This window comes from Nocardioides sp., assembly GCF_036374615.1.
Lineage (GTDB): Bacteria > Actinomycetota > Actinomycetes > Propionibacteriales > Nocardioidaceae > Nocardioides.
Window position 1 is genome coordinate 1 of record NZ_DASUTK010000014.1, and the last position, 20,639, is coordinate 20,639.

Genomic DNA, 20,639 nt, shown 5'->3' on the forward strand with positions numbered 1-20,639 from the left:
CCGCGGCGTGTGCCTGAGAGTGCGCCATGGCGCACTGTTGTGTCTCAGGACATCGCGGACACATATGTCTCAGGACTTCGCGGACACCTTTGTAGTCGATGGGTTGGCTGACTGGTAGCCGGATCGGGAGATCAGGTCGAACTCGACGATCAGGGTGTTGCGGTCGAAGACGGTGACGCGGTTGGCGCGGCGGAACAGGGTCACGGTCTTACCGGCGTGCGGGCGGCCGATCCCGACGCGGGTGCGGTGGATCGTCACGGTGCCGTTGGCGGCGACCTTTCCCTGGGTGACCTGTAGTGGCTCCTCACCGGGGCCGGCCGGGACGGCTTTGGCGCCCAACGCGTAGCGCTGGGCGGGGGTCAGGCCGCCTAGATGGGTCTTGCGGCGCTCGTTGTTGAACCGCTGCCGGTAGGTGTCCAGGGCGGTCTGGAGCTCCTCGAGGGTCTGGTAGGGGCCGTGTTTGCCCAGCCAGCGTTGGACCGGCTGGTGGGCCCGCTCGACCTTTCCGCAGGTCTGGGGGTGCCCGATGCTGCTGGTGATGTGGCGTACGCCCATCAGGGTCAGGTTCGCCTCCAGCGGGCTGGTCCAGCCCCGGCGCCGGCCCGAGAACGCGGTGCCGTTGTCGGTGAGCATCTCCGCAGGCAGCCCGTAGCGACCGGCGGCGATGGTGAGGGTCTGCCACACCTGTTCGGCGTTCTCGCTGCGCGCGACCTGCAAGGCGATCTCGAACCGGGAACAGTCATCGATGGCGTGCAGCACCACCACGCCGTGCCCCTCGGCCAGGGACCACTCGAAGCCGTCCATCTGCCAGCGCTGATTGGGCCGGTCGGCCTCGAACCGTCGGCTCGCTGACCGCGGTCGGCGCTGCGGGACCTTCACCAGTTGTCCGCGACGCTCCAGTACCCGGTTGATCGTGGCCCGCGAGGGCAGCGGCCGGCCGACCGGCCACACACCGGCACCGGCCTCGATCTGGGCCTGCAGCCGGAACCGGATCTGGTCCGCGCCGGCATCCCAGCCCTCATCGATGAGCTCCTTGCGGGCCCGGACCAGCTCGTCCTCACACGTGGCCGAGAGCCGCCCAGGAGTGCTCAGCGGACGACGTGACCGAGGGAAGAGACCATCGACCCCCTCGACCCCGAAACGCTCGACGTACTTGTAGAACGTCGACCTCGATATCCCCAGCGTGCGGCACTCCGCCCGCACGTTCACCCTCGGTACGGATCCGGCCGGCGAGCCCATCGACTCGACGTACCGGGCCACCGCCGCCGCCACTTGCGGACTCACCGCGACTCCATCTCTGGCCACGGTCCACCCTGAACACCAGGCAGACCGCGAACCGGTCAAGTGTCCGCGATGTCATGAGACTTCTTCTGTCCGCGATGTCCTGAGCCTTCACAGTGCGCTGTAGCGCACTCTCAGGCACACGCGACGCTGAGGAGGGGGCTCACAACGCGACCGACTCCGCCGTCTCGCGCAGCTGCCTGCGCAGGTGGGTGGCCGCCTCGTAGGTGAAGACGACCAGGGCGACCCAGACCAGGAAGAACCCGATCCAGCGGCTCGCGGGCATCGGCTCGTGGTACACCAGCACCCCGATCCCGAACTGCAGGATCGGTGCGATGTACTGCAGCAGCCCGATCGTCACCATCGAGACCCGGATCGCCGCGGCCCCGAAGCACAGCAGCGGGATCACCGTCACGATGCCCGTCGTGGTGAAGAGTGCGGCGTGGCCGAGTCCCTCGGTCCCGAAGGACGACGAGCCCTGCCACGCCAGCCAGCCGACGTAGGCCGCGGCGACCGGGGCGATGTAGATGGTCTCCACGGCCAGGCTCTCCACCGCGTCGACGCCAGCCTGCTTCTTCGACAGCCCGTACGTCGCGAAGGAGAACGCCAGCAGCAGCGCGATCCAGGGCGGTCGGCCGTAGTCCACGGTCAGCACCACCACCGCGACCGCCGCCAGTCCCACCGCGAGCCACTGGAGCCGTCGTAGCCGCTCGCCGAGCACGACCACGCCCATCAGCACCGTCACCAGCGGGTTGATGAAGTAGCCGAGCGAGGTCTCGACCACCCGGTCGTTGTTGACCCCCCAGATGTAGCCGCCCCAGTTGACCGAGATCACCGCGGCTGCACCGAGCAGGATCAGCCGCGCCCGCCGGTCGGCGAACACCGCCCGCACCGCGGCAGTACGGCGCAGCAGCAGCACGACGAGCACCACCGTGAGCAGCGACCACAGGATCCGGTGCGCCAGGATCTCGATCGCGCCGGCCGGCTCGAGCAGCGGCCAGTACAGCGGAAAGATCCCCCAGAGGCCGTACGCCGCGACGCCGTACCCGAAGCCACGGCGCTCGTCGATCACGTCATCACCGTACTCGTTGGTCACTCATGACAGGCACCGAGGGTGCCGCCGCGGACAGGGAGCCCGCGGAGACAGCGCAGGCCTACCCGGTCAGACGGTCCAGGTGTCGCCGGCGCTGATGAGTGCACCGAGCCGCGCCCGTGGGTCCTCCTCGGAAGCCTCCCCGAGCCCGCCTCGAGCGGTGGTGATCTGGGCGCGCGCCTGGTCGTCGTACGTCGCCCGCTCGACCTGTCGGAAGATCCCGATCGGCGCCTGGTGGAGGTAGCCCGCGTCGGTGAGCCGCGAGATCGCGAACGCCGTCGTCGGGTCCTCGGCGTGGGCGTCGTGGACCAGCAGCCCGGACTCGGACACCTGCCCCGGCGCGTCGCCAACGTCGACGACCCGGACGCCGCCGGTGGCGCCGTCGCGGATCAGGCCCTTGGTGGCGCGGCCGGTCTCGGTCGGTACGCCGAACCGGATCGGCTCGCCGTGGACGAGCGGGATGATCGCGTCCTGCTTGGTGTCGCGGTCCTTGATCGCGTCGAAGGCGCCGTCGTTGAAGATCGGGCAGTTCTGGTAGATCTCCACCAGCGACGTACCACGGTGAGCGGCGGCCGCCGACAGCACGGCCGTGAGGTGCTTGCGGTCGGAGTCGATGGTCCTCGCCACGAACGTGGCCTCCGCGCCCAGCGCCAGCGACACGGGGTTGAAGGGGTGGTCGAGCGACCCCATCGGCGTGGACTTGGTGATCTTGCCGGGCTCGCTGGTGGGGGAGTACTGGCCCTTGGTGAGGCCGTAGATCCGGTTGTTGAACAGCAGGATCGTCAGGTTGACGTTGCGGCGCAGCGCGTGGATCAGGTGGTTGCCGCCGATCGACAGCGCGTCGCCGTCGCCGGTCACCACCCAGACCGAGAGGTCCTCCCGGGCGGTGGCGATCCCGGTGGCGATCGACGGCGCGCGGCCGTGGATCGAGTGCATGCCGTAGGTGTCGAGGTAGTAGGGGAAGCGGCTCGAGCAACCGATGCCGGAGACGAACACGATGTTCTCCCGGCGCAGCCCGAGGTCGGGCAGGAAGCCCTGGACCGCCTTGAGCACGGCGTAGTCGCCGCAGCCGGGGCACCAGCGGACCTCCTGGTCGCTGGTGAACTCCTTGCCGGTCTGGGGCTGGTCGGTGGTCGGTACCGACTCCACGCCCGAGCGCAGGCCCGGGATGCCGAGGTCAGTGGTGCTCACGAGAGAGCCTCCTCGTTGATCTGGTCGTCGCTCGGACTGTCGATCGGATGGGTGGTGAGGTCGACCTCGATGCCCTCGGCCTGCGCGACCAGCTCACCGATCGCCTCGGCGAGCTCGGCGGCCTTGAGCGGCAGGCCGCGGACCCGGTTGTAGCCGATCGCGTCGACCAGGTACTTCGCCCGCAGCAGCATCGAGAGCTGGCCGAGGTTCATCTCGGGGACCAGCACCTTGTCGTACCGGGCGAGGATGTCGCCGAGGTCGGCCGGGAACGGGTTGAGGTGTCGCAGGTGGGCCTGCGCGACCTGGTAGCCGGCCTTGCGGACCCGGCGTACTCCGGCGCCGATCGGGCCATACGTCGAGCCCCACCCCAGCACGAGCACCTTGGCGCCCTTCCCGTCCTCGGCGCCGGGGTCGTCGACCTCGGTCGGCGGCAGCGAGTCGGCGACCCGGTCCACCTTGGCCTGCCGGGTGCGCACCATGAAGTCGTGGTTGGCGGGGTCGTAGGAGATGTTGCCGTGACCGTCGCCCTTCTCCAGGCCGCCGATCCGGTGCTCGAGCCCGGCGACGCCCGGGATCGCCCAGGGCCGGGCCAGCGTGTCCTCGTTGCGCAAGTACGGCCAGAACTCGGCCTTCTCCTCGCCGTCCTTGCCGGTGCCGCTGGTGTTGGTGCTGGTGGCGAAGGCCGGGTCGATCTCGGGCAGGTCGTCGAGCTCCGGGATCCGCCACGGCTCGGACCCGTTGGCCAGGTACCCGTCGGAGAGCAGCATCACCGGCGTGCGGTAGGTGATCGCGATCCGGGCCGCCTCGAGCGCGGCGTCGAAGCAGTCGCCCGGTGAGCGAGGCGCGACGATCGGGATCGGAGCCTCCCCGTTGCGGCCGAACATCGCCTGCAAGAGGTCGGCCTGCTCGGTCTTGGTGGGCAGGCCGGTGGACGGTCCGCCGCGCTGCACGTCGATCACCAGCAGCGGCAGCTCGGTCATGACCGCGAGCCCGATCGCTTCCGACTTCAGCGCGATCCCCGGACCGGACGTGGTCGTCACACCGAGGCTGCCGGCGAAGGAGGCGCCGATCGCGGCGCCGACGCCGGCGATCTCGTCCTCGGCCTGGAACGTGGTGACGCCGAACGACTTGTGCTTGCTCAGCTCGTGGAGGATGTCCGAGGCCGGCGTGATCGGGTAGGACCCCAGGAACACCGGCAGCCCCGACTGCACGCCAGCGGCGATCAGCCCGTAGGACAGCGCCAGGTTCCCGGTGATGTTGCGGTACGTGCCGGTCGACATCGGCGCCGGCTTGATCTCGTAGGTGACGGCGAACGTCTCGGTGGTCTCGCCGAAGTTCCAGCCCGACTTGAACGCGGTGACGTTGGCGTCGCGGATGTCGGGGACCTTCGCGAACCGCTTCTCCAGGAACGCGATGGTCGACTCCGTGGGCCGGCCGTAGAGCCAGGAGAGCAGCCCGAGCGCAAACATGTTCTTCGCCCGTGAGGCGTCCTTGCGGGAGAGGCCGAACTCCTTGACCGCCTCCACCGTCATGCCGGTCAGGTCGACCGGGTGCAGGGCGTACTCGTCGAGCGAGCCGTCCTCGAGCGGGTTCTCGGCGTACCCCGCCTTGGTGAGGTTGCGGGGGGTGAAGTCGGCGGTGTCGACGATGATCGTCGCTCCCTTGGGGAGGTCCCCGAGGTTGGCTCGCAGCGCGGCGGGGTTCATCGCGACCAGCACGTCTGGGGCGTCGCCGGGCGTGAGGATGTCGTGGTCGGCGAAGTGGACCTGGAACGACGAAACCCCCGGCAGCGTGCCCTGAGGGGCGCGGATCTCGGCAGGGAAGTTGGGAAGGGTCGACAGGTCGTTGCCGAACGCCGCCGACTCCTGCGTGAAGCGGTCGCCGGTCAGCTGCATGCCGTCTCCGGAGTCGCCCGCGAAACGGATGATCACGCGGTCGAGCTGCTTGACCTGTTTGGCCACGTCGGTTGTTCCTCCTCGGTTCCCGTCGCCCGGGTCTGCGCCGCGACGGGCACCCCCTCCACGATAGTCGCCGCCCGCGCGGAATCGACGTGATCTCCCCCACCGGACCCCGATGTGCGACACGTTCTCCGGATATGGCATCCTTTCGGATCAAGTCGAGTAATCTACTCAACTAATGAAGCGTGTGGCTCGGCACACGCACCACCACAGACAGAGAAGAGAACGCACCATGAAGCTCCACCTCAAGGTCGCGGCCGGACTGGCCGTCGCCCTCGGGCTGACCGCCTGCTCCAGCGCAGGTGGTGCCGGTGCCGACGGGGAGACCATCCACATCGTCGGCTTCGCCGTGCCCGAGGCCGCCAACAAGGCCATCGCGACCGAGTTCAACAAGACCGACGAGGGCAAGGACGTCCAGTTCCAGACCTCGTACGGCGCGTCGGGCGACCAGAGCCGCGCGGTCGAGGCCGGGCTGGAGGCCGATTACGTGCACTTCTCCGTGCCGACCGACGTCACCCGACTGGTCGACTCGGGCCAGGTCGAGGACACCTGGGACGACGGCGAGAACAAGGGCGTCGTCTCCACGTCGGTCGTGGTCTTCGGCGTCCGCGACGGCAACCCGAAGGACATCCAGGACTGGGACGACCTGGTCAAGCCGGGTGTCGAGATCGTCACGCCGAACCCGGCGTCCTCCGGCGCGGCACGGTGGAACGCGCTGGCCGCCTACGGCCAGGTGATCGAGTCCGGCGGCACCGAGGAGGACGCTGTCGACTACACCAACAAGTTCTTCAAGAACGTCGTCTCGCTGCCCGGTAGCGGGCGCGACGCCACCACGGCCTTCCTCGGTGGCACCGGTGACGTGCTGATGGCCTACGAAAACGAGGCGATCCTGGCTGCTCAGAACGGCGAGGGCTTCGAGTACATCATCCCTGAGACCACCCTCCTGATCGAGAACGCGGGCGCGATCCTGAAGGACGCCACGCCGGTGGCGCAGGACTGGCTCGACTTCGTCCTCAGTGACGAGGGTCAGAAGCAGTTCGCCCTCAAGGGCTTCCGCCCGATCCGCGACGACGTCGACTTCGGCGGGACGGTCGAGGGCGCGAAGGACCCGAGCGACCCGTTCCCGCCGGTCACCAACCTGTTGACCGTGGACGAGGACTTCGGGGGCTGGGAAGAGGTGTCGACCACGTTCTTCGACGAGGAGAACGGGCTCGTCACCAAGGCGATCCTCGACGCCGGGCACTCCATCGAATGACCTCCGCGACCACGATGGTGGGTCGCCCGTCGCGCAGGCCGCGGCGGGCTGACCCGCGCTCGACGCTGACGCCGTCCTCCGGCGTGGCCCTCGGGGTCGCGATGATCTGGTTCAGCCTGCTCGTGCTCATCCCCCTCGCCGCGGTGGTCGTCACCGCGGCGGAGGGGGGCTGGGGCGCGTTCTGGACCACCATCACGAACCCGCAGACCGCGGCCGCGATCCGGTTGACGGTCTTCACCGCACTCGGCGTGACGCTGGTGAACGTGGTGATGGGGCCGATGATCGCGTGGGTGCTGGTCCGTGACCGCTTCTGGGGCAAGTCGGTGCTCGAGGTGCTGATCGACATCCCGTTCGCGCTGCCGACGATCGTCGCCGGGCTGGTGCTGCTGTCGCTCTACGGCACGGACAGCCCGCTGGGTGTCGACATCGCCAACACCCGCCCCGCGGTCTTCGTGGCGTTCCTGTTCGTCACCCTGCCGTTCGTCGTGCGCATGGTCCAGCCGGTGCTCGAGGAGCTGGAGCAAGACGTCGAGGAAGCCGCGATGTCGTTGGGCGCGAGCCGGTTCACCACGTTCCGCCGGGTGGTCCTGCCGAGCCTGACGCCTGCGATCGCAGCGGGCTCCGCGCTCTCCTTCGCGCGCGGCGTGAGCGAGTACGGCTCGCTCGTGCTCCTGTCGGGGAACCTGCCGTTCAAGACCGAGGTCACCTCGGTCCGGATCATGAGCAGCATCGAGAACGACAACCTGGTGGGCGCGGCCTCGGTGGCCACGGTGCTGCTGGTCATCTCGCTGCTCGTGATCGTGTCCCTTGACATCATCCAGCGGAGGGTGGCGGCTCGTGGCTGACGTACTCACGCGTGAGGTCGAGATGGCACCGCCGCCACCGACCCCGCGCACGATCAACCGCCGGCAGCGCAAGAGCCTCACGACGTACCTGCTGCGGATCGTGGTGGCCGGCTACCTGTTCCTGCTGGTCGCGTGGCCGGTGTCTCTCGTCGCCGTGAACACCTTCGACGACGGCATGACGTCGCTGCGGCTGCTGATGGAGGACCCCGACGTGGTCGTGGCCCTGCGGCTGACCGCCCTCGTGGCAGTCTGGTCGGTGGTCATCAACACGCTGTTCGGCGTCACCATGTCGTTGCTGCTCGTGCGGTACGAGTTCCCCGGCAAACGGGCGCTCAACGCCCTGCTCGACCTGCCCCTGTCCGTCTCCCCGATCGTGGTGGGTCTGGCGCTGGTGCTCGTGTACGGCGGCCGCAACGGCTGGTTCGGGCCGGGTCTGGAGAGCGCGGGACTGCAGGTCATCTTCTCGACGCCCGGCATCATCCTGGCCACCACCTTCGTCGCGCTGCCGCTGATGATCCGCGAGCTGGTACCGGTGCTGCAGGAAGTGGGGGTCGAGCAGGAGCAGGCGGCCGCGAGCCTGGGAGCGAACGGCTGGCAGCGGTTCTGGCGGATCACGCTGCCTTCCATCAAGTGGGGGATCGTCTACGGCGTCGTCCTCACCCTCGCCCGTTCCCTGGGCGAGTTCGGCGCGGTCAAGGTCGTGTCGGGCAACGTGCTGGGCCAGACCCGGACCGCGACGCTGGTCGTCGAGGAGAAGTACCTCAACTTCGACCAGCAGGGCGCGTACGCGACGGCGTTCCTGCTGGCGATGGTCTCGGTCGCCTGCATCGTGATCGTCGCGATCATCCGACCGAAGAGCCACCGATGAGCCGTCTCAAGCGCACGGCTCGCCTTCCACACAACGGGTCACACAAAGGGGTTGCACCATGAGCATCGAAGTACAAGGGGTGGGCAAGAAGTTCGGCGACTTCGTCGCTCTCGACGACGTCTCCGTCTCCATCCCCACCGGTCAGCTGACGGCACTGCTCGGCCCGAGCGGCGGCGGCAAGTCGACACTGCTGCGCATCATCGCGGGGCTGGAGTCGGCCGACACCGGGACGATCTCGATCGAGGGTCTCGACGCCACCAGGCTCCCGGCCCAGAAGCGCAACGTCGGCTTCGTGTTCCAGCACTACGCCGTCTTCAAGCACATGACGGTCGCGAAGAACGTGGCCTTCGGGCTCGAGATCCGCAAGCGACCGAAGGACGAGGTCGCCGCCCGGGTGGACGAGCTGCTCAAGCTGGTGCACCTGTCGCAGTTCTCGCACCGGCTGCCCTCGCAGCTCTCCGGGGGTCAGCGGCAGCGGATGGCGCTGGCGCGAGCGCTGGCCGTCGAACCGTCCGTGCTGCTGCTCGACGAGCCGTTCGGCGCGCTCGACGCGAAGGTGCGCAAGGAGCTGCGCGAGTGGCTGCGCCGGCTGCACGACGAGGTGCACGTGACGACGGTGTTCGTCACCCACGACCAGGAGGAGGCGCTCGAGGTCGCCGACGAGATCGTGGTCATCAACGACGGCCGGATCGAGCAGGTCGGCACCCCCGACGACCTCTACGACCGGCCCGCCAACGACTTCGTGATGTCGTTCCTGGGCGAGGTCACGAACCTCGGTGACATGCGGCTGCGCCCGCACGACATCGACGTGTCGGTCACGCCGCAGCTCGCCGGCGCGATCGAGGGCACGGTGGCCCGGCAGCTGCGGATCGGCTTCGAGGTCCGGCTCCAGGTCCACACCGTGGCCGGCCAGGAAGTCTCGGTCGTGATGACCCGTGCCCACGCCTCCGCCCTCGGCGTCCAGGAGGGCCGCACGGTGTGGTTGTCCCCCGCAACCGGAGCCGCGTCGGTCCCGTCGATGGCGGAGGCGTCTGCCTGAGGATCGGGGAGTGCAGGCTTCCCCGCTGAGCCGGGGAAGCCTGCACGTGGCTGGCCGAGACTGGGATCGGGTGTCGGTGTCGGTGCCGTTTGTGTCCAAACGGTGAGGCACGTCCAGCGAGGGCCGGATCGCTCGGGCCTGCAGCTCCGCGTGGGGCCGCGAAGCCCCTCGAATGGGCACATACGGCATCGGGCGTCGGCGTGTTGCTGCCGTTTGTGTCCAAACGGCGAGCGGACAGCGAGCCTCAGCCCCGCCACGTACCCCACGTCGAGCCATCCATCGGACGCCTCACTCGGCGCTCAAGCCGCCAACAGGACCCCGTCGGGCCGCTCTGGGTCAGGCAGAGGTGAGCGGGACCGGCGTCGCGATCGAGTGCCGACGGCGCCGGTCCAGCGGCGAGGTACGCCGGTCGAGCCGGCGGTCCAGCAGCTCCAGCGCCTGCTCGGCGCGGCCGTCGTGGACCAGGGCGAGCAGCAGCGTCTCCTCGACCACCTCGCGCTGCGCCGCCGAGCCGCCGACCCGTGGGAGCACCTGCAGCAGGTCGGCCAGGGTTCGCCAACTGGTCTCCCAGCGTTCCTCGAGCGCCGCGAGCAGCGCCGCGCAGAACGGCGCGACGACGGTGCGCATCGTCGGGTCGGACGCGGTCCGGGTGTGCCGTTCGAGCGCGGCCAGGCCGACCAGGTCGTGGTCACCGGCTAGCGCAAGCGCGGCGTGAGTCGCGACGAACGGGGTCTCGGGCGCGGACAGCAGCGGCTGGTCGATACCGGGCAGAAGCGGCGCGACCGGCGGCGGCGCGGCCTCGCCCACGAACGCGGGGGACGACCCGGGCAGGCCGTGCGCCAGGCCGGGGTCCCAGTCGGTGGTGGTCACGCGCCACCGCCACAGCAGCGACGCGGAGTCGACCAGCGCACGGACGCCGGTGACCGCACCCGGCCCGAGCTGGGAGTAGTACCTCTGCCGGACCGCCTCGGTGTCGCCGAGCGCAAGCTCGTGCAGTGCCGCGTGCCAGGCGTAGTGGGCCCGGTGGCTCGCGCCACGACCGCTCTCGGCGACCCAGTGGTCGAGCCAGACCCGACCTCCCTCGTGCTGGCCGGTCTCGTAGAGCACGTGGGTCTGGGCGTGCACGGCGTGGCCGGACGCCGGCTCGCACGACAGCGCGCTCTCCGCGAGCATCCCCGCCTCGTCGAAGCGCGACTGGTCCTGGCGCGTGAACGCCAGCAGCGAGATGTACCACCAGTGGTCGCCGTACGCCGGCGCGAGTCCCTCGACGAGCTCCCAGGCCTCCTGCTGAACGTCAGTGACCCCGGAGAACGCGATCGTCGGGACCGCGGCCGACGCCGCCAGGACGTCGCGCGGGAACTGGGCGAGGTGGGACACCAGCGCCTGGGCGCCCGAGCCGCGCACGTCGGCGACGCGACGGGTGACGACCTCCACGAACGACCGCTCGCGCTCGTCGGCGCGGCGGCGGGCCGCCTCCTGCGCGGCGGCGAGCGACGCCTCGACGTCACAGTCCGCGCCCGCCTCGTGCCCCAGCATCGCGAGCGCGGCGTGACCGACGGCGAAGCCCGGGTCGAGCGCCACGGCCTCACGGATCAGGTCCTCGCCGCCGGACTGCAGCCGCATCACCCGGTCCAGCCCGAGGTTGTACGACGCCGCCGCCTCCGCCGTCGTCGACAGCGCGAGGCCGAGCGGGTCGCGCGGGCGGGCGATCGGATGGTGGCCGCCCACGATCCGGCCGTCGGCCAGGGTGCGAGGCATCGGCGCGACCTCGTCGAGCAGGTCCTGGGCCACCGCGCGGGCCTGCGCGCGGATCTCGGGGATCGCAGTCGACTCCCAGAGCTCGCCGCGTCGTAGCGCGCCCAGCGTCCACAGCGGCGCCTCCGCACGGCCGTGCTCGTCGACGAGCCGGCCGCGCACGGTCCGGAACCCCATGCCGGCCGTCGCAGCCACGGCCAGCGTGCCGCCGGCCCGGGTGCGGAGCAGGTCCTCGACCAGCGGGTCACCGGCGTTGCGCACGTCGGAGTCCGGACCGGTGCAGTTGATCACCCAGCCGACCTCGCGCGAGGTGCCGTCGCTCAAGGTGACGCGGAGTCCGCCTCGCGGCAGCGGTTCGCAGGCCTCGATCCGGCCCGGGTCGATCGTCAGGCGCTGGCTGTCGCGGAGGGCGTCGAGCTCGACCATGCTCTCGGGGGCCATCCGGTGCCGCACCACGTTCCAGCGGCTGGCGTCGTGGCGCAGGAACTCCGCCCGGTCCGTCTCGTCGAGCCGCCCCCACAGCGTCGCGGTGTGGACCCGCAGCCCGTCGACGGCCTGGCGCCAGTCGCCGGTCGCGTGCTCGACCGAGCGCAGGTGCTCGGCGACCTGGACACGCAGCGCCTCGAGGGTGAACCCCCACGACTCGACGTCGGGCACGGCCGCCAGACCGGGCACGTCGGCGTGGACGTGCGGGAGCCGCCCGCCGCGCGAGATGGCGTGCACCGCGCGACCGGGCCGCCCGTCGAGGTGGGCCAGGCTGAGCGTGACGTCCACCATCGTGAGACCGGTGCCGACGAGCAGCAGCGCGGCCGGGCCGGTCGCGTCACGCCGTACGACGTCGAGGGCGCCCGGCGCCCAGGGGTCGGGCACGAAGAACGGGGAGGCCACCAGATCCTCGGGCGCCCACGCGGTGCTCGGCGCGTCGAGCCCGGTGGCGATCACAGCGGCGTCGGCATCGAGCAGGTGCCCGTCGGAGGTGCGGACCAGCACGCCCGAGCGGGTGCGACCGATCGCCGTGGCACGGGAGCGGTGGCGCTGCAGCCGTACGTCGGGCACAGCCGCGAGCGCGTCACTCAGCGTCTCCTCGAGGTAGCGGCCGAACTCCCGCCGGGGTGCGAAGTCGAGCGGCGAGGTGGTGTCCTCGGAGTGCTGCCGGGCCCGCCAGACGACGAAGTGGCCGGGATCTTCCGGCAGTGCGCTCATGTTGCCGGCCACCACATTGAGCAGGTGCCGGTCGTCGGTGGTTCCGAACGCGACGCCCCGCCCGGTGTTGTCAGCCGGGTCGACGAGGTGGATCTCCAGGGCTGCGCCGCGGCGTCCCGCGAGCCGGGTCAGGTGGATCGCGGTCAGCGTCCCGGACGCTGCCGCTCCGACGACGACGACCCGCGGACAGCTCGAGCTCGGCACCTCACACCCCTTTAAGTCGACTAGTTCACTTGACTTTATCTCATCCGGCAGCCAGACCGGGCACCGGGCGCCTCACGGTTCTTCCGCCGGAGCGCGGCGGGCCCTAAGGTCGGGCGCGGACAGAGGGGGAGCCATGGCCACCATCACGATGAACGAGATCACGCACGCCGCGGTGCGGCGCGACCTGGCGCGCATGGAGGCAGCGCTAGGCGGTTTCCAAGAGGGGGACCGCGAGCGAGCGCGCGACCTGCGGCGGGCGTGGGCGAGCCTCTGGGAGCTGCTACACATGCACCATCACAGCGAGGACACCCACATCTGGCCCTACCTGCGGTCGCTGGGCACCGTGGACCCCGCTCTGGCCGACACGATGGAGGCCGAGCACGTGACGATGGCCGAGGCGATGACGGCCGCCACCGACGCGATCGACCAGCTGGTCGCGACTCCGACCCGGGGAGCGGCGGACGCGGCCGCCGAGCGGGTGTCGAGAGCCGCGGAGGTGACGAACCGGCACCTCGAGCACGAGGAGCAGGAGGTCATGCCGATCATCGTGGAGCGGATGGAGACGCCGGAGTGGAAGGCGGTCGAGAAGAAGCTCCGCAAGCCGCCCTCGATCTCCATCGGTGGCCGGTTCTTCGCGTGGGTGCAAGACGGGATCGACGACGAGAACGCCAGGGCTCTCCGCAGCTATGTGCCCCGCCCGGTGTTGTGGGGACTGAGCCGGATCGCCGGCCGTGCCTACTACCGCGACGTCGCCCCCGTCTGGCGCTGATCAACGCCTCGTGTGCCTGAGAGTGCGCCATTGCGCACTCTCAGGGACACGACCTGGGATCAATCACACACCCCGTCAGGAGATCTCCTCGCAGTCGACGAAGGTGTCCAGGGGGTCGAGCTCGACTTCGATGAACACTCGGTCCGTCCCACGACCACAGTCGATGAGGTCGACGCTCCCGTCTGCTTCGACCCAGACCTTGTCGTTGTCGGCGCCCAGGTACAACCAGTCACGTCCAGGATCACCTTCCTCGGACCAGTCCCGGCCGTGGCCGCCCCAGATCCGATCGCTCCCAGCGCCTCCCTCGAGATGGTCGCGATGTGGCCCTCCCACAAGGATGTCGCGCCCCTCGTCGCCGCGTAGCTGGTCATTACGGCGACCGCCGATGAGGATGTCGTTGCCACCCTGGCCTTCGATATCGTCTGCGCCGGCTTGCCCATAGACGACGTCGCGCCCCGCGCCCGCAAGAACCTCCTCTTGTATCAGGCCGTGCAAGGAACGTCCGGGGCCCATGTAGATCGTGTCAGCGCCACGGCCGCCCTCCACGATGTCCCACCCGTCGCGCGCCCGAATCGTGTCGGCTCCGGCTCGGCCGCGGATCCAGTCGCGGTCAGTCGTGCCTCGCAGGTCGTCGGCCTTCGCGGTTCCCCAGATGTCCGCGGCAGAGGCGCTTTCACCGGCGACACTCACCACGACGAGCGGGAGCAGTAGCCCAGCAATCGCCGCTGTCGCGTGCCTGCGCCATCGTTGGTGGGAGAGCAAGCTGCCCCTGGCGTCGCTACTGAGCATCGAAAGCCACCCCCTGTGCGGAACGGACCAGCGACCGCAAGGACTGAGGCCCTGCGACCGGCTGGACGCGGCTCTTCGACTATGCCTCCGTCCGTCGTCTCGTGTCCCTCCGCAGTCTTGCGGAGGGCGCCGCCTGATGAGCGGACCCGAGGGACGACCTCAGCGGTAGTTGGTGAACTGCACCGCGAAGTCGTAGTCCTGCTCCTTGACGAGCGCGATCACGGACTGGAGGTCGTCGCGCTTCTTGCTCGACACCCGCAGCTCGTCGCCCTGGATCTGCGTCTTCACACCCTTCGGACCCTCGTCCCGGATCAGCTTGCTGACCTTCTTGGCGTCCTCCGACGAGATGCCCTCCTTGAGGGCGATCCCGATCTTGGACTCCTGGCCGGACTGTCGCGGCTCGGACGCGTCGAGGATCTTGAGGCTCTGGTTGCGCTTGATCAGCTTCTGCTTGAACACGTCGAGGACGGCGGTCGCGCGGTCGTCGGCGGAGGCGGTGATCTCGATCGCGTGCTCGCCCTTCCACTCGATCGTGGCGCCGGTCCCCTTGAAGTCGAACCGGGTCGCGATCTCTCGCGCGGTCTGGCCGAGCGCGTTGTCGACCTCCTGCCGGTCGATCTTGCTCACGATGTCGAACGAGGAGTCGGCCATGGGTGCCTCCGGTTTCGGGTCTGCGTCGTACGGACGCTATTCTTGCGTCTCGTCGTAGCCCGGTGTCATCGGGGCCGACACCCGGCAGGTTGCCCGAGCGGCCAATGGGAGCGGACTGTAAATCCGTCGGCTTTGCCTTCGAAGGTTCGAATCCTTCACCTGCCACTGGAACGAAGCTCCAGGCGCTGAACCCCCACCTCGCGGTGGGGGTTCTTCGTTTCATCACCTCGGGCCGTGCAGCACCACGTTCCGGGGTCGGGGCCGGGACGGTGGAGGGCAGAACCCTCTTGTCTGCCGTCCTCCGCCCCGGCGGTTGTGGTGTGGCTAGGCGTTCTTCATCTCACTGCCGTGGACAGTCACAGCCCAGATCACGAGCACCGCGAGAGTGATCATGATCGTGGACCAGATCGGATTCGCGGCCAGGAAGACGAGGTTCGCGATGGCGCTGAGCATGGCCAGCAGGACCGCGACCACTCGCGCCCACATCTGACCGACGAGCAGGCCGAGACCCGCAGCGCACATGACGCCGCCGCCCAGCAGGTGGATCCAGCCCCACGCCGTGTAGTCCACGCTGAGGACCAGGCCGCTGCTGCCGACGACGTAGTAGTCGTCCTTGAAGAGCGCGACCAGTCCCGCGATCAGGTGGAACACCCCGAGCAGGAGCATCATGGCAGCGGCGAAGGCGATCCATCCTGCCCAGCCGGTGACCGGTGTGGGCTGAACACCTTGATAGGACTGCCCAGAGCCTGTGTTACCCGCGGTTTGAGCTGTGTCGGACATGTCGATCCCTTTCTGACGGACCCGGGACCAGCGTCGTTCCGGACCACGTCAGGCCGCCTCATCCCGTGAGGGTGAGACAGGAGTCGCCCCGGTTCCGTCGGACGCTCCACCTGCAGTCGCTCCGTCGTCGTCGACCACCGGTCCCGGCCGTGGTCGCAACTCATCAGGCGCGAGGGATTCGGGGTCGGCTCCACAGGCGGTTCCATGGACGTGTGGGGCGCTCTCCACGGAGGAGCCGAGAACGGCACAAAGGAGCACAGCATGGTCGAACAACGGACGACTGAGTCACGCGCGAGCCGCTTGGCGACCGGATTCATCACCTTCGCCGGCGTCATGATGATCATGACCGGCGCATTCCAGGCCCTGGTGGGCCTCGTCGCGATCGCCCAGGACGACTTCTACGTCACGACCCCGAACTACATCTTCGAGTTCGACCCCACCACGTGGGGGTGGATCCACGTGATTCTCGGGATCGTGGTGGTTGCTGGTGGGTTCGGAGTCCTTGCGGGTCAGACCTGGGGCCGGGTCGTCGGCATCGTGTTGGCGCTCGGCAGCGCGCTGACGAACTTCGCCTTCATCCCGTACTACCCGTTCTGGTCGATGCTCATCATCGCGCTGGACGTCTTCGTGATCTGGGCGCTGGCAGCTCACGGCCGCGACTTCGAGATGAGAGCCACCTACTGACCCACGTCGCGAGCCGGCCGACGATCGTGGCCGCGGACGACCAGGAACGCGGTACATGGACGCCGCAGCGGTCGCTCTGTGCTGGTCACGATCATCGGCTGGTGCGTGGTGCCTGACTCACCTGCTTCGAGTGATCCGGACGGCGACGGGGCGCGCTTCCATGGTGGGTGCGTGCGAGAGCGTCCGTCTCCCTTCGCCGGTCCAGGTGGCCACCAACAGCCGCAGGAGGCTTGATGAACGCTGACCACGAAGCGGGTCGGCGTACGTCGCCACGGAGCCGGCCCTTCGCCCTGACGCTTCTCTACGGCGCTGCCGCGCTGACCATCACGCTGGCCGGCATGAGATCGGTGGCGGACATCATCACTCCGGTCTTCCTGGCTCTGGTGATCACGGTGACCGTCCACCCGGTCCGTCGGGCTCTCGAACGGACGCGACTCCCAGCGTGGCTCGTGTCGGTCGTCATGCTCGTCTGCGCCTATCTCCTGATCCTCGTGCTGACCCTGGCACTCACCCTCTCAGTAGCCCAGCTCGCCACGCTGATCCCTCAGTACACCTCCGAGCTGACCCAGAGAGTGACCGACCTGGGCGGCGCGTTGCAGACGCTCGGCGTCGACCAGGAGCAGATCGACCGGATGGTGAACGCCATCGATCCCGGTCAGCTGGTCAGCTTGGTGGGGTCCCTCCTCTCCGGCACCCTCGGTGTCCTGAGCGACCTGCTGTTCCTGTTCACCGTTCTGCTGTTCATGGCGTTCGACACCAACGGGTTGCGTCGCGGACTTGCCGTGCTGGCAGATCGCTTCCCCGACCCGGTAACGGCCCTCGCGCACTTCACGCAGGGCACGCGCAGCTACATGGGCGTCTCGGCTGTGTTCGGGCTGATCGTCGCCGTCATCGACGGGGTCGTCCTGTACCTCCTGGACGTGCCGGGCGCGTTCGCGTGGGCCGTGTTGGCCTTCGTCACCAACTTCATCCCCAACATCGGCTTCGTCATCGGTCTGATCCCGCCTGCTTTGATCGCGCTGCTCGAGGACGGGCCTGGACTGATGCTCACGGTGATCGCCCTCTACAGCGTCATCAACTTCGTGATCCAGTCGATCATCCAGCCCCGCGTGGTCGGTGACACGGTCGGGCTCTCGCCCACACTGACCTTCCTGTCGCTGGTCTTCTGGACCTGGGTGCTGGGTCCCCTCGCTGCGCTCCTCGCGGTCCCCCTCAGCCTGCTCATGAGGGCGTTGCTTGTGGAGGCCGATCCTGGCGCGTCGTGGGCACTGCCCTTGATCTCGGGCAAACCCGCACCAGCCGGGGAACCGATGCGGCCTGAGCCCGCCCCCCCGGACTGACCAGCCATGGACGAGACCTGGGAGGAGTCGGGCCCGGAGACACTCGCGGCCGAACGGGTGGAGGCTGTGCTGCGGCGACTCCCGCCTCGGCTGCGTGTCCCCCTGACGCGGATCCTCTCGCGCTGGCTGGGGCGGACCCTGATCCGCGCCACCGATGCCTTCCTGCGCCTCGAGGTCTTCGACCGTGCGATGACGATCGCCGCCCAGTTCTTCACGTCGGTGCTGCCGATCCTCATCCTGGCCGCGACGTGGGCGAGCGCGGGAGACAGCAGCAGGATCTCCGACATCCTGGGGATGCCGGACCAGTCGCGCTCGGTCATCGACGAAGCCGTGCAAGGTGCGGACACCGCCGCGTTCGGGATCGCGGGCACGCTGCTCGTCCTCATCTCTGCGACCAGTCTGTCGCGTGCCCTGACGCGCGCGTTCGCGGCGATCTGGCGAGTCCCCCGGCCGAGGACCGGCCTGCGCTCGGCCTGGCGGTGGTTCGCCGTGGTCGTGGTACTCACCCTGGCTGTGATCTTCGGTAACTCACTTAGCCAACAGGCCAGCGTCTTGCCACCGCGCGAGATCTGGCCGATCGCTGTGTCCGTCCTCGGGGATGTGGTGGTGGCCACGTTCGTGCCGTGGGTGCTCCTCTCGGGAGGCGTCGCTGCCCGCCGTCTCTTCCCCGGCGCAGCACTGTTCGCCGTGGTGATGCTCGCGGTCCGCCCTGCCTCGGACGTGTGGCTGCCTCGGGCGCTGGATGTGAGTGCCGACCGGTACGGCTCGATCGGACTGGCCTTCACCTACTTGGCATGGCTCTATGTCGTGTCGCTCGTCTTCATCGCGTCCGCGGTGCTCGGTCAGGTGATCGCGAGCGACGCCGGACGACTGGGTGCGTGGGTCCGCGGCGTGTCTCCTCCGCCGACCTGAGCCGAGCCACCACTACTCGTCTGGGACACCTCGCCGGTGTCCGCAGTGACGCAGGATGGCTCGCAGTGCGACATGCATGGCGTCCGCGCCCACCACTCGCTCGGCCGGGTAAGGGACATCGGTGGGTACGACGACACACGCCCGGTCCTGCCATCCGCCGAGGCCTCCATGACAGCCGACCAGGTCCTCGAAAGCTGCCACCTCCTCCGTACCGGGATCGACGGTGCTGTTGACGTAGATGTCGGGGGCCTCCGAGCGGTGGGCGGCCCGCCGTACGAACGCTGGCGCGTCCGGACCGAAGGGGATCAGTGGATCCTCTCCCTCGACATGGCCGTCGTCGAGGCGGTGCCAGCCGGCACGGCCGAGCGCGACCGGACCGTCGTCGTCCATGACGACCACGAAGCCGATCCCGGGGTGCTCGGCGAGGCCCGCCACCAGGTTCGGAAAGCGCAGGTCGAGGGCTCGACGATCAAGCCGCTGCTGCTCGCCGCGGACGTACACGAGCCCGAGGTTGCCGGAGCCGAACACGTGGAAGGCCTCGCCGTCCGCCTGCCCGGAACTGACCTCGTTGGGTTGATTGGGGTCCCGCCTGTCCATGGCGGCCCCCGCGCTGGTCATGCTCCGGCCGGTGACACCGCTGCCGGACGACAGCTCTCCGACGAGCCCGCGAGCTCTTCCCCAACCCTCGATGTCGTCGTCCGAGGCTGTCACCCGGCTGCGTGAGAGCCTGGCCACCACCGTGGCGAGGTCTTCGCCGTAACGCTCGGCGAACGGCGTTCCTTGTGCTTGTCCGTGGTCTGAGAGGATCACGAACCGGTACCGCCTGGGCGCGGCAGCAGCCACCGTCTCCAGCTGGCGCAGCACCCCGTCGACAGCCTCGAGGGCATCGAGAGCCTCGGGTCGCATCACGCCGGCATGGTGGGCTATCTCGTCGTAGTCGACGTAGTCCACGTAGATCGACCGGGTCCCTCGCAACATGTGCTGGGCCACCAGGATCGTGTTCAGGTCGCGCAGCGCACCGTTGGTCACGGACCGCAACAGGGCGGTCTCCCAGTTCCGCGTGCACCGGGGCTGGACGTCGCGTCGGATCGCGCGGCGGGTCTGGAACCGGTCACGCGCGAGCTCGGAGATCGACCTCGACAGTGCCCGCGTCAGGCCGGCTGGGTGTGCCACGAAGTGCGCCACCGCACGTCGCGCGGTGTCGTCCCCACGCGCCCGCCGGCTCATGGTCAGGACTGCGGTGGGCGCATCGCCCGTGAAGAGGTTGCTGATGCTGACGCCGTCGTCGACCAGCAGGCCGTTGCCGGTGGACAGCATCGCCTCGATCACCGCGGCGTCCTTCGGTCGGTTGGCGACCAGGATCCGATCCTCCGCCCGGTCATACCAGCGGAAGGCAGGGATGCCGTCGATCACCCCGTGCAGGATGCCCATCTGGCTGGCAGGCGTCGTCGCCGGCAGCTTCGGCGTCCACTCGTGGAGCGCGTGCGTGCCGGACCGCACCCACCGGGTGAGTGTCGGGACGGTTCCTGCGGTGATCGCCATCTGGAGAACCGGGAAAGGCACCCCGTCGAGCTGGACGAACACCACGCCATCGACCTCCTCGTCGACGACGGCGGGTCGACGTCGGCTGGACGTCACCAACCTGCTCACCAGGACCTCCGCGGTCCCCGCACTCGTGAACCAGCCCAACAATGTGCTCACGAGCCCGACGATGACGGCGACGAGGATCGCCGTCCACAGGTCGTCGAGGCGCACGTCCGGAAGTGCCCAGGACGCCAGGACCACGACCAACCCCTGGCCCAGGAACGCCAGCAGCAGGACCCCCAGCCAGCCGAGTCGTACCGCAGCACCGACCAGCAGCGGCTGGCTGGCCACGCTGAGGAGTGCCATCACCGCGGCGAACGCGAACGGCCCGCCCGGTTCCGCGGCATGGAAGCCCGGCAGCACCCAGTCGCACAGCCAGATCGCCGGCACGATAGCCAGGACGGAGACGACGTACGAGAGGGCCTGGGCGTACCAGGG

The 20,639-nt window shown here is 69.2% G+C and carries 17 protein-coding genes and 1 tRNA gene; 9 read left to right on the top strand and 9 right to left on the bottom strand.

All coding sequences use genetic code 11. From position 1 onward, the window contains the following. Positions 1-69 precede the first annotated feature (69 nt). The 4 genes from VFZ39_RS00610 to VFZ39_RS00625 all read right to left on the bottom strand — a co-directional run bounded on the left by VFZ39_RS00610 (position 70) and on the right by VFZ39_RS00625 (position 5,526). Positions 70-1,305, bottom strand: a complete 1,236-nt coding sequence (locus VFZ39_RS00610) for an IS481 family transposase (RefSeq protein WP_330863776.1) — start codon at positions 1,303-1,305, stop codon at positions 70-72. Positions 1,306-1,444: 139 nt separating this feature from the next. Further along, entirely contained in the window at positions 1,445-2,353 is a 909-nt protein-coding gene (rarD, locus tag VFZ39_RS00615; RefSeq protein WP_330863777.1) for an EamA family transporter RarD, read from the bottom strand. A 90-nt stretch (positions 2,354-2,443) separates the two neighbouring features. Next, positions 2,444-3,565, bottom strand: a complete 1,122-nt coding sequence (locus VFZ39_RS00620) for a 2-oxoacid:ferredoxin oxidoreductase subunit beta (RefSeq protein ID WP_414690246.1) — start codon at positions 3,563-3,565, stop codon at positions 2,444-2,446. Further along, positions 3,562-5,526, bottom strand: coding sequence for a 2-oxoacid:acceptor oxidoreductase subunit alpha (locus VFZ39_RS00625; protein ID WP_330863778.1), 1,965 nt, complete (start codon positions 5,524-5,526; stop codon positions 3,562-3,564). Before VFZ39_RS00625 ends, VFZ39_RS00620 begins: the two co-directional genes overlap by 4 nt. Before the next feature lie 229 nt (positions 5,527-5,755). Here VFZ39_RS00625 and VFZ39_RS00630 point away from each other — a divergent pair, with 229 nt between their 5' ends. Genes VFZ39_RS00630 through VFZ39_RS00645 form a run of 4 tightly spaced genes read left to right on the top strand, consistent with a single transcriptional unit; the run spans position 5,756 to position 9,530 of the window. Further along, positions 5,756-6,778, top strand: coding sequence for a sulfate ABC transporter substrate-binding protein (locus VFZ39_RS00630; protein ID WP_330863779.1), 1,023 nt, complete (start codon positions 5,756-5,758; stop codon positions 6,776-6,778). Beyond that, positions 6,775-7,623 carry a sulfate ABC transporter permease subunit CysT gene (gene cysT / locus VFZ39_RS00635; RefSeq protein ID WP_330863780.1) on the top strand — a complete coding sequence of 283 codons (849 nt, stop codon included), beginning with the start codon at positions 6,775-6,777 and terminating at the stop codon, positions 7,621-7,623. Before VFZ39_RS00630 ends, cysT begins: the two co-directional genes overlap by 4 nt. Further along, positions 7,616-8,491 carry a sulfate ABC transporter permease gene (locus VFZ39_RS00640; RefSeq protein ID WP_330863781.1) on the top strand — a complete coding sequence of 292 codons (876 nt, stop codon included), beginning with the start codon at positions 7,616-7,618 and terminating at the stop codon, positions 8,489-8,491. Before cysT ends, VFZ39_RS00640 begins: the two co-directional genes overlap by 8 nt. 58 nt (positions 8,492-8,549) lie before the next feature. Continuing rightward, positions 8,550-9,530, top strand: a complete 981-nt coding sequence (locus tag VFZ39_RS00645) for a sulfate/molybdate ABC transporter ATP-binding protein (protein ID WP_330863782.1) — start codon at positions 8,550-8,552, stop codon at positions 9,528-9,530. 336 nt (positions 9,531-9,866) lie between these two features. Here VFZ39_RS00645 and VFZ39_RS00650 read toward each other — a convergent pair whose 3' ends face one another. Beyond that, positions 9,867-12,692: an FAD/NAD(P)-binding protein gene (locus VFZ39_RS00650; protein WP_330863783.1), complete on the bottom strand. Its 2,826-nt coding sequence runs from the start codon at positions 12,690-12,692 to the stop codon at positions 9,867-9,869. 133 nt (positions 12,693-12,825) lie between these two features. Here VFZ39_RS00650 and VFZ39_RS00655 point away from each other — a divergent pair, with 133 nt between their 5' ends. Next, on the top strand, positions 12,826-13,461 hold the full coding sequence (locus VFZ39_RS00655) for a hemerythrin domain-containing protein (RefSeq protein ID WP_330863784.1): 636 nt from the start codon (positions 12,826-12,828) through the stop codon (positions 13,459-13,461). A gap of 75 nt (positions 13,462-13,536) precedes the next feature. On the opposite strand, the gene VFZ39_RS00660 is transcribed toward VFZ39_RS00655, so the two are convergent. Further along, positions 13,537-14,250, bottom strand: coding sequence for a calcium-binding protein (locus VFZ39_RS00660; RefSeq protein ID WP_330863785.1), 714 nt, complete (start codon positions 14,248-14,250; stop codon positions 13,537-13,539). Positions 14,251-14,409: 159 nt separating this feature from the next. After that, the gene (locus VFZ39_RS00665; RefSeq protein ID WP_330863786.1) at positions 14,410-14,901 is read right to left on the bottom strand and encodes a YajQ family cyclic di-GMP-binding protein; all 492 of its coding nucleotides are present in this window, start codon (positions 14,899-14,901) and stop codon (positions 14,410-14,412) included. A gap of 83 nt (positions 14,902-14,984) precedes the next feature. On the opposite strand from VFZ39_RS00665, the gene VFZ39_RS00670 reads away from it, so the two are divergent. Next, positions 14,985-15,066 (top strand) — tRNA-Tyr (locus VFZ39_RS00670). A 159-nt stretch (positions 15,067-15,225) separates the two neighbouring features. Here the strand turns inward: VFZ39_RS00670 and VFZ39_RS00675 are convergent. Further along, positions 15,226-15,681 carry a DUF7144 family membrane protein gene (locus VFZ39_RS00675; RefSeq protein WP_422656601.1) on the bottom strand — a complete coding sequence of 152 codons (456 nt, stop codon included), beginning with the start codon at positions 15,679-15,681 and terminating at the stop codon, positions 15,226-15,228. 261 nt (positions 15,682-15,942) lie between these two features. Between VFZ39_RS00675 and VFZ39_RS00680 the strand changes: the two genes are divergently transcribed. The 3 genes from VFZ39_RS00680 to VFZ39_RS00690 all read left to right on the top strand — a co-directional run bounded on the left by VFZ39_RS00680 (position 15,943) and on the right by VFZ39_RS00690 (position 18,617). Further along, positions 15,943-16,365, top strand: a complete 423-nt coding sequence (locus VFZ39_RS00680; protein ID WP_330863788.1) for a DUF7144 family membrane protein — start codon at positions 15,943-15,945, stop codon at positions 16,363-16,365. Positions 16,366-16,598: 233 nt separating this feature from the next. Next, positions 16,599-17,705: an AI-2E family transporter gene (locus tag VFZ39_RS00685; protein ID WP_330863789.1), complete on the top strand. Its 1,107-nt coding sequence runs from the start codon at positions 16,599-16,601 to the stop codon at positions 17,703-17,705. Positions 17,706-17,711: 6 nt separating this feature from the next. Beyond that, the gene (locus VFZ39_RS00690) at positions 17,712-18,617 is read left to right on the top strand and encodes a YhjD/YihY/BrkB family envelope integrity protein (protein ID WP_330863790.1); all 906 of its coding nucleotides are present in this window, start codon (positions 17,712-17,714) and stop codon (positions 18,615-18,617) included. Positions 18,618-18,629: 12 nt separating this feature from the next. Here the strand turns inward: VFZ39_RS00690 and VFZ39_RS00695 are convergent. Beyond that, a partial coding sequence (locus VFZ39_RS00695) for an alkaline phosphatase family protein (protein WP_330863791.1) occupies positions 18,630-20,639 on the bottom strand: 2,010 nt, incomplete at its 5' end.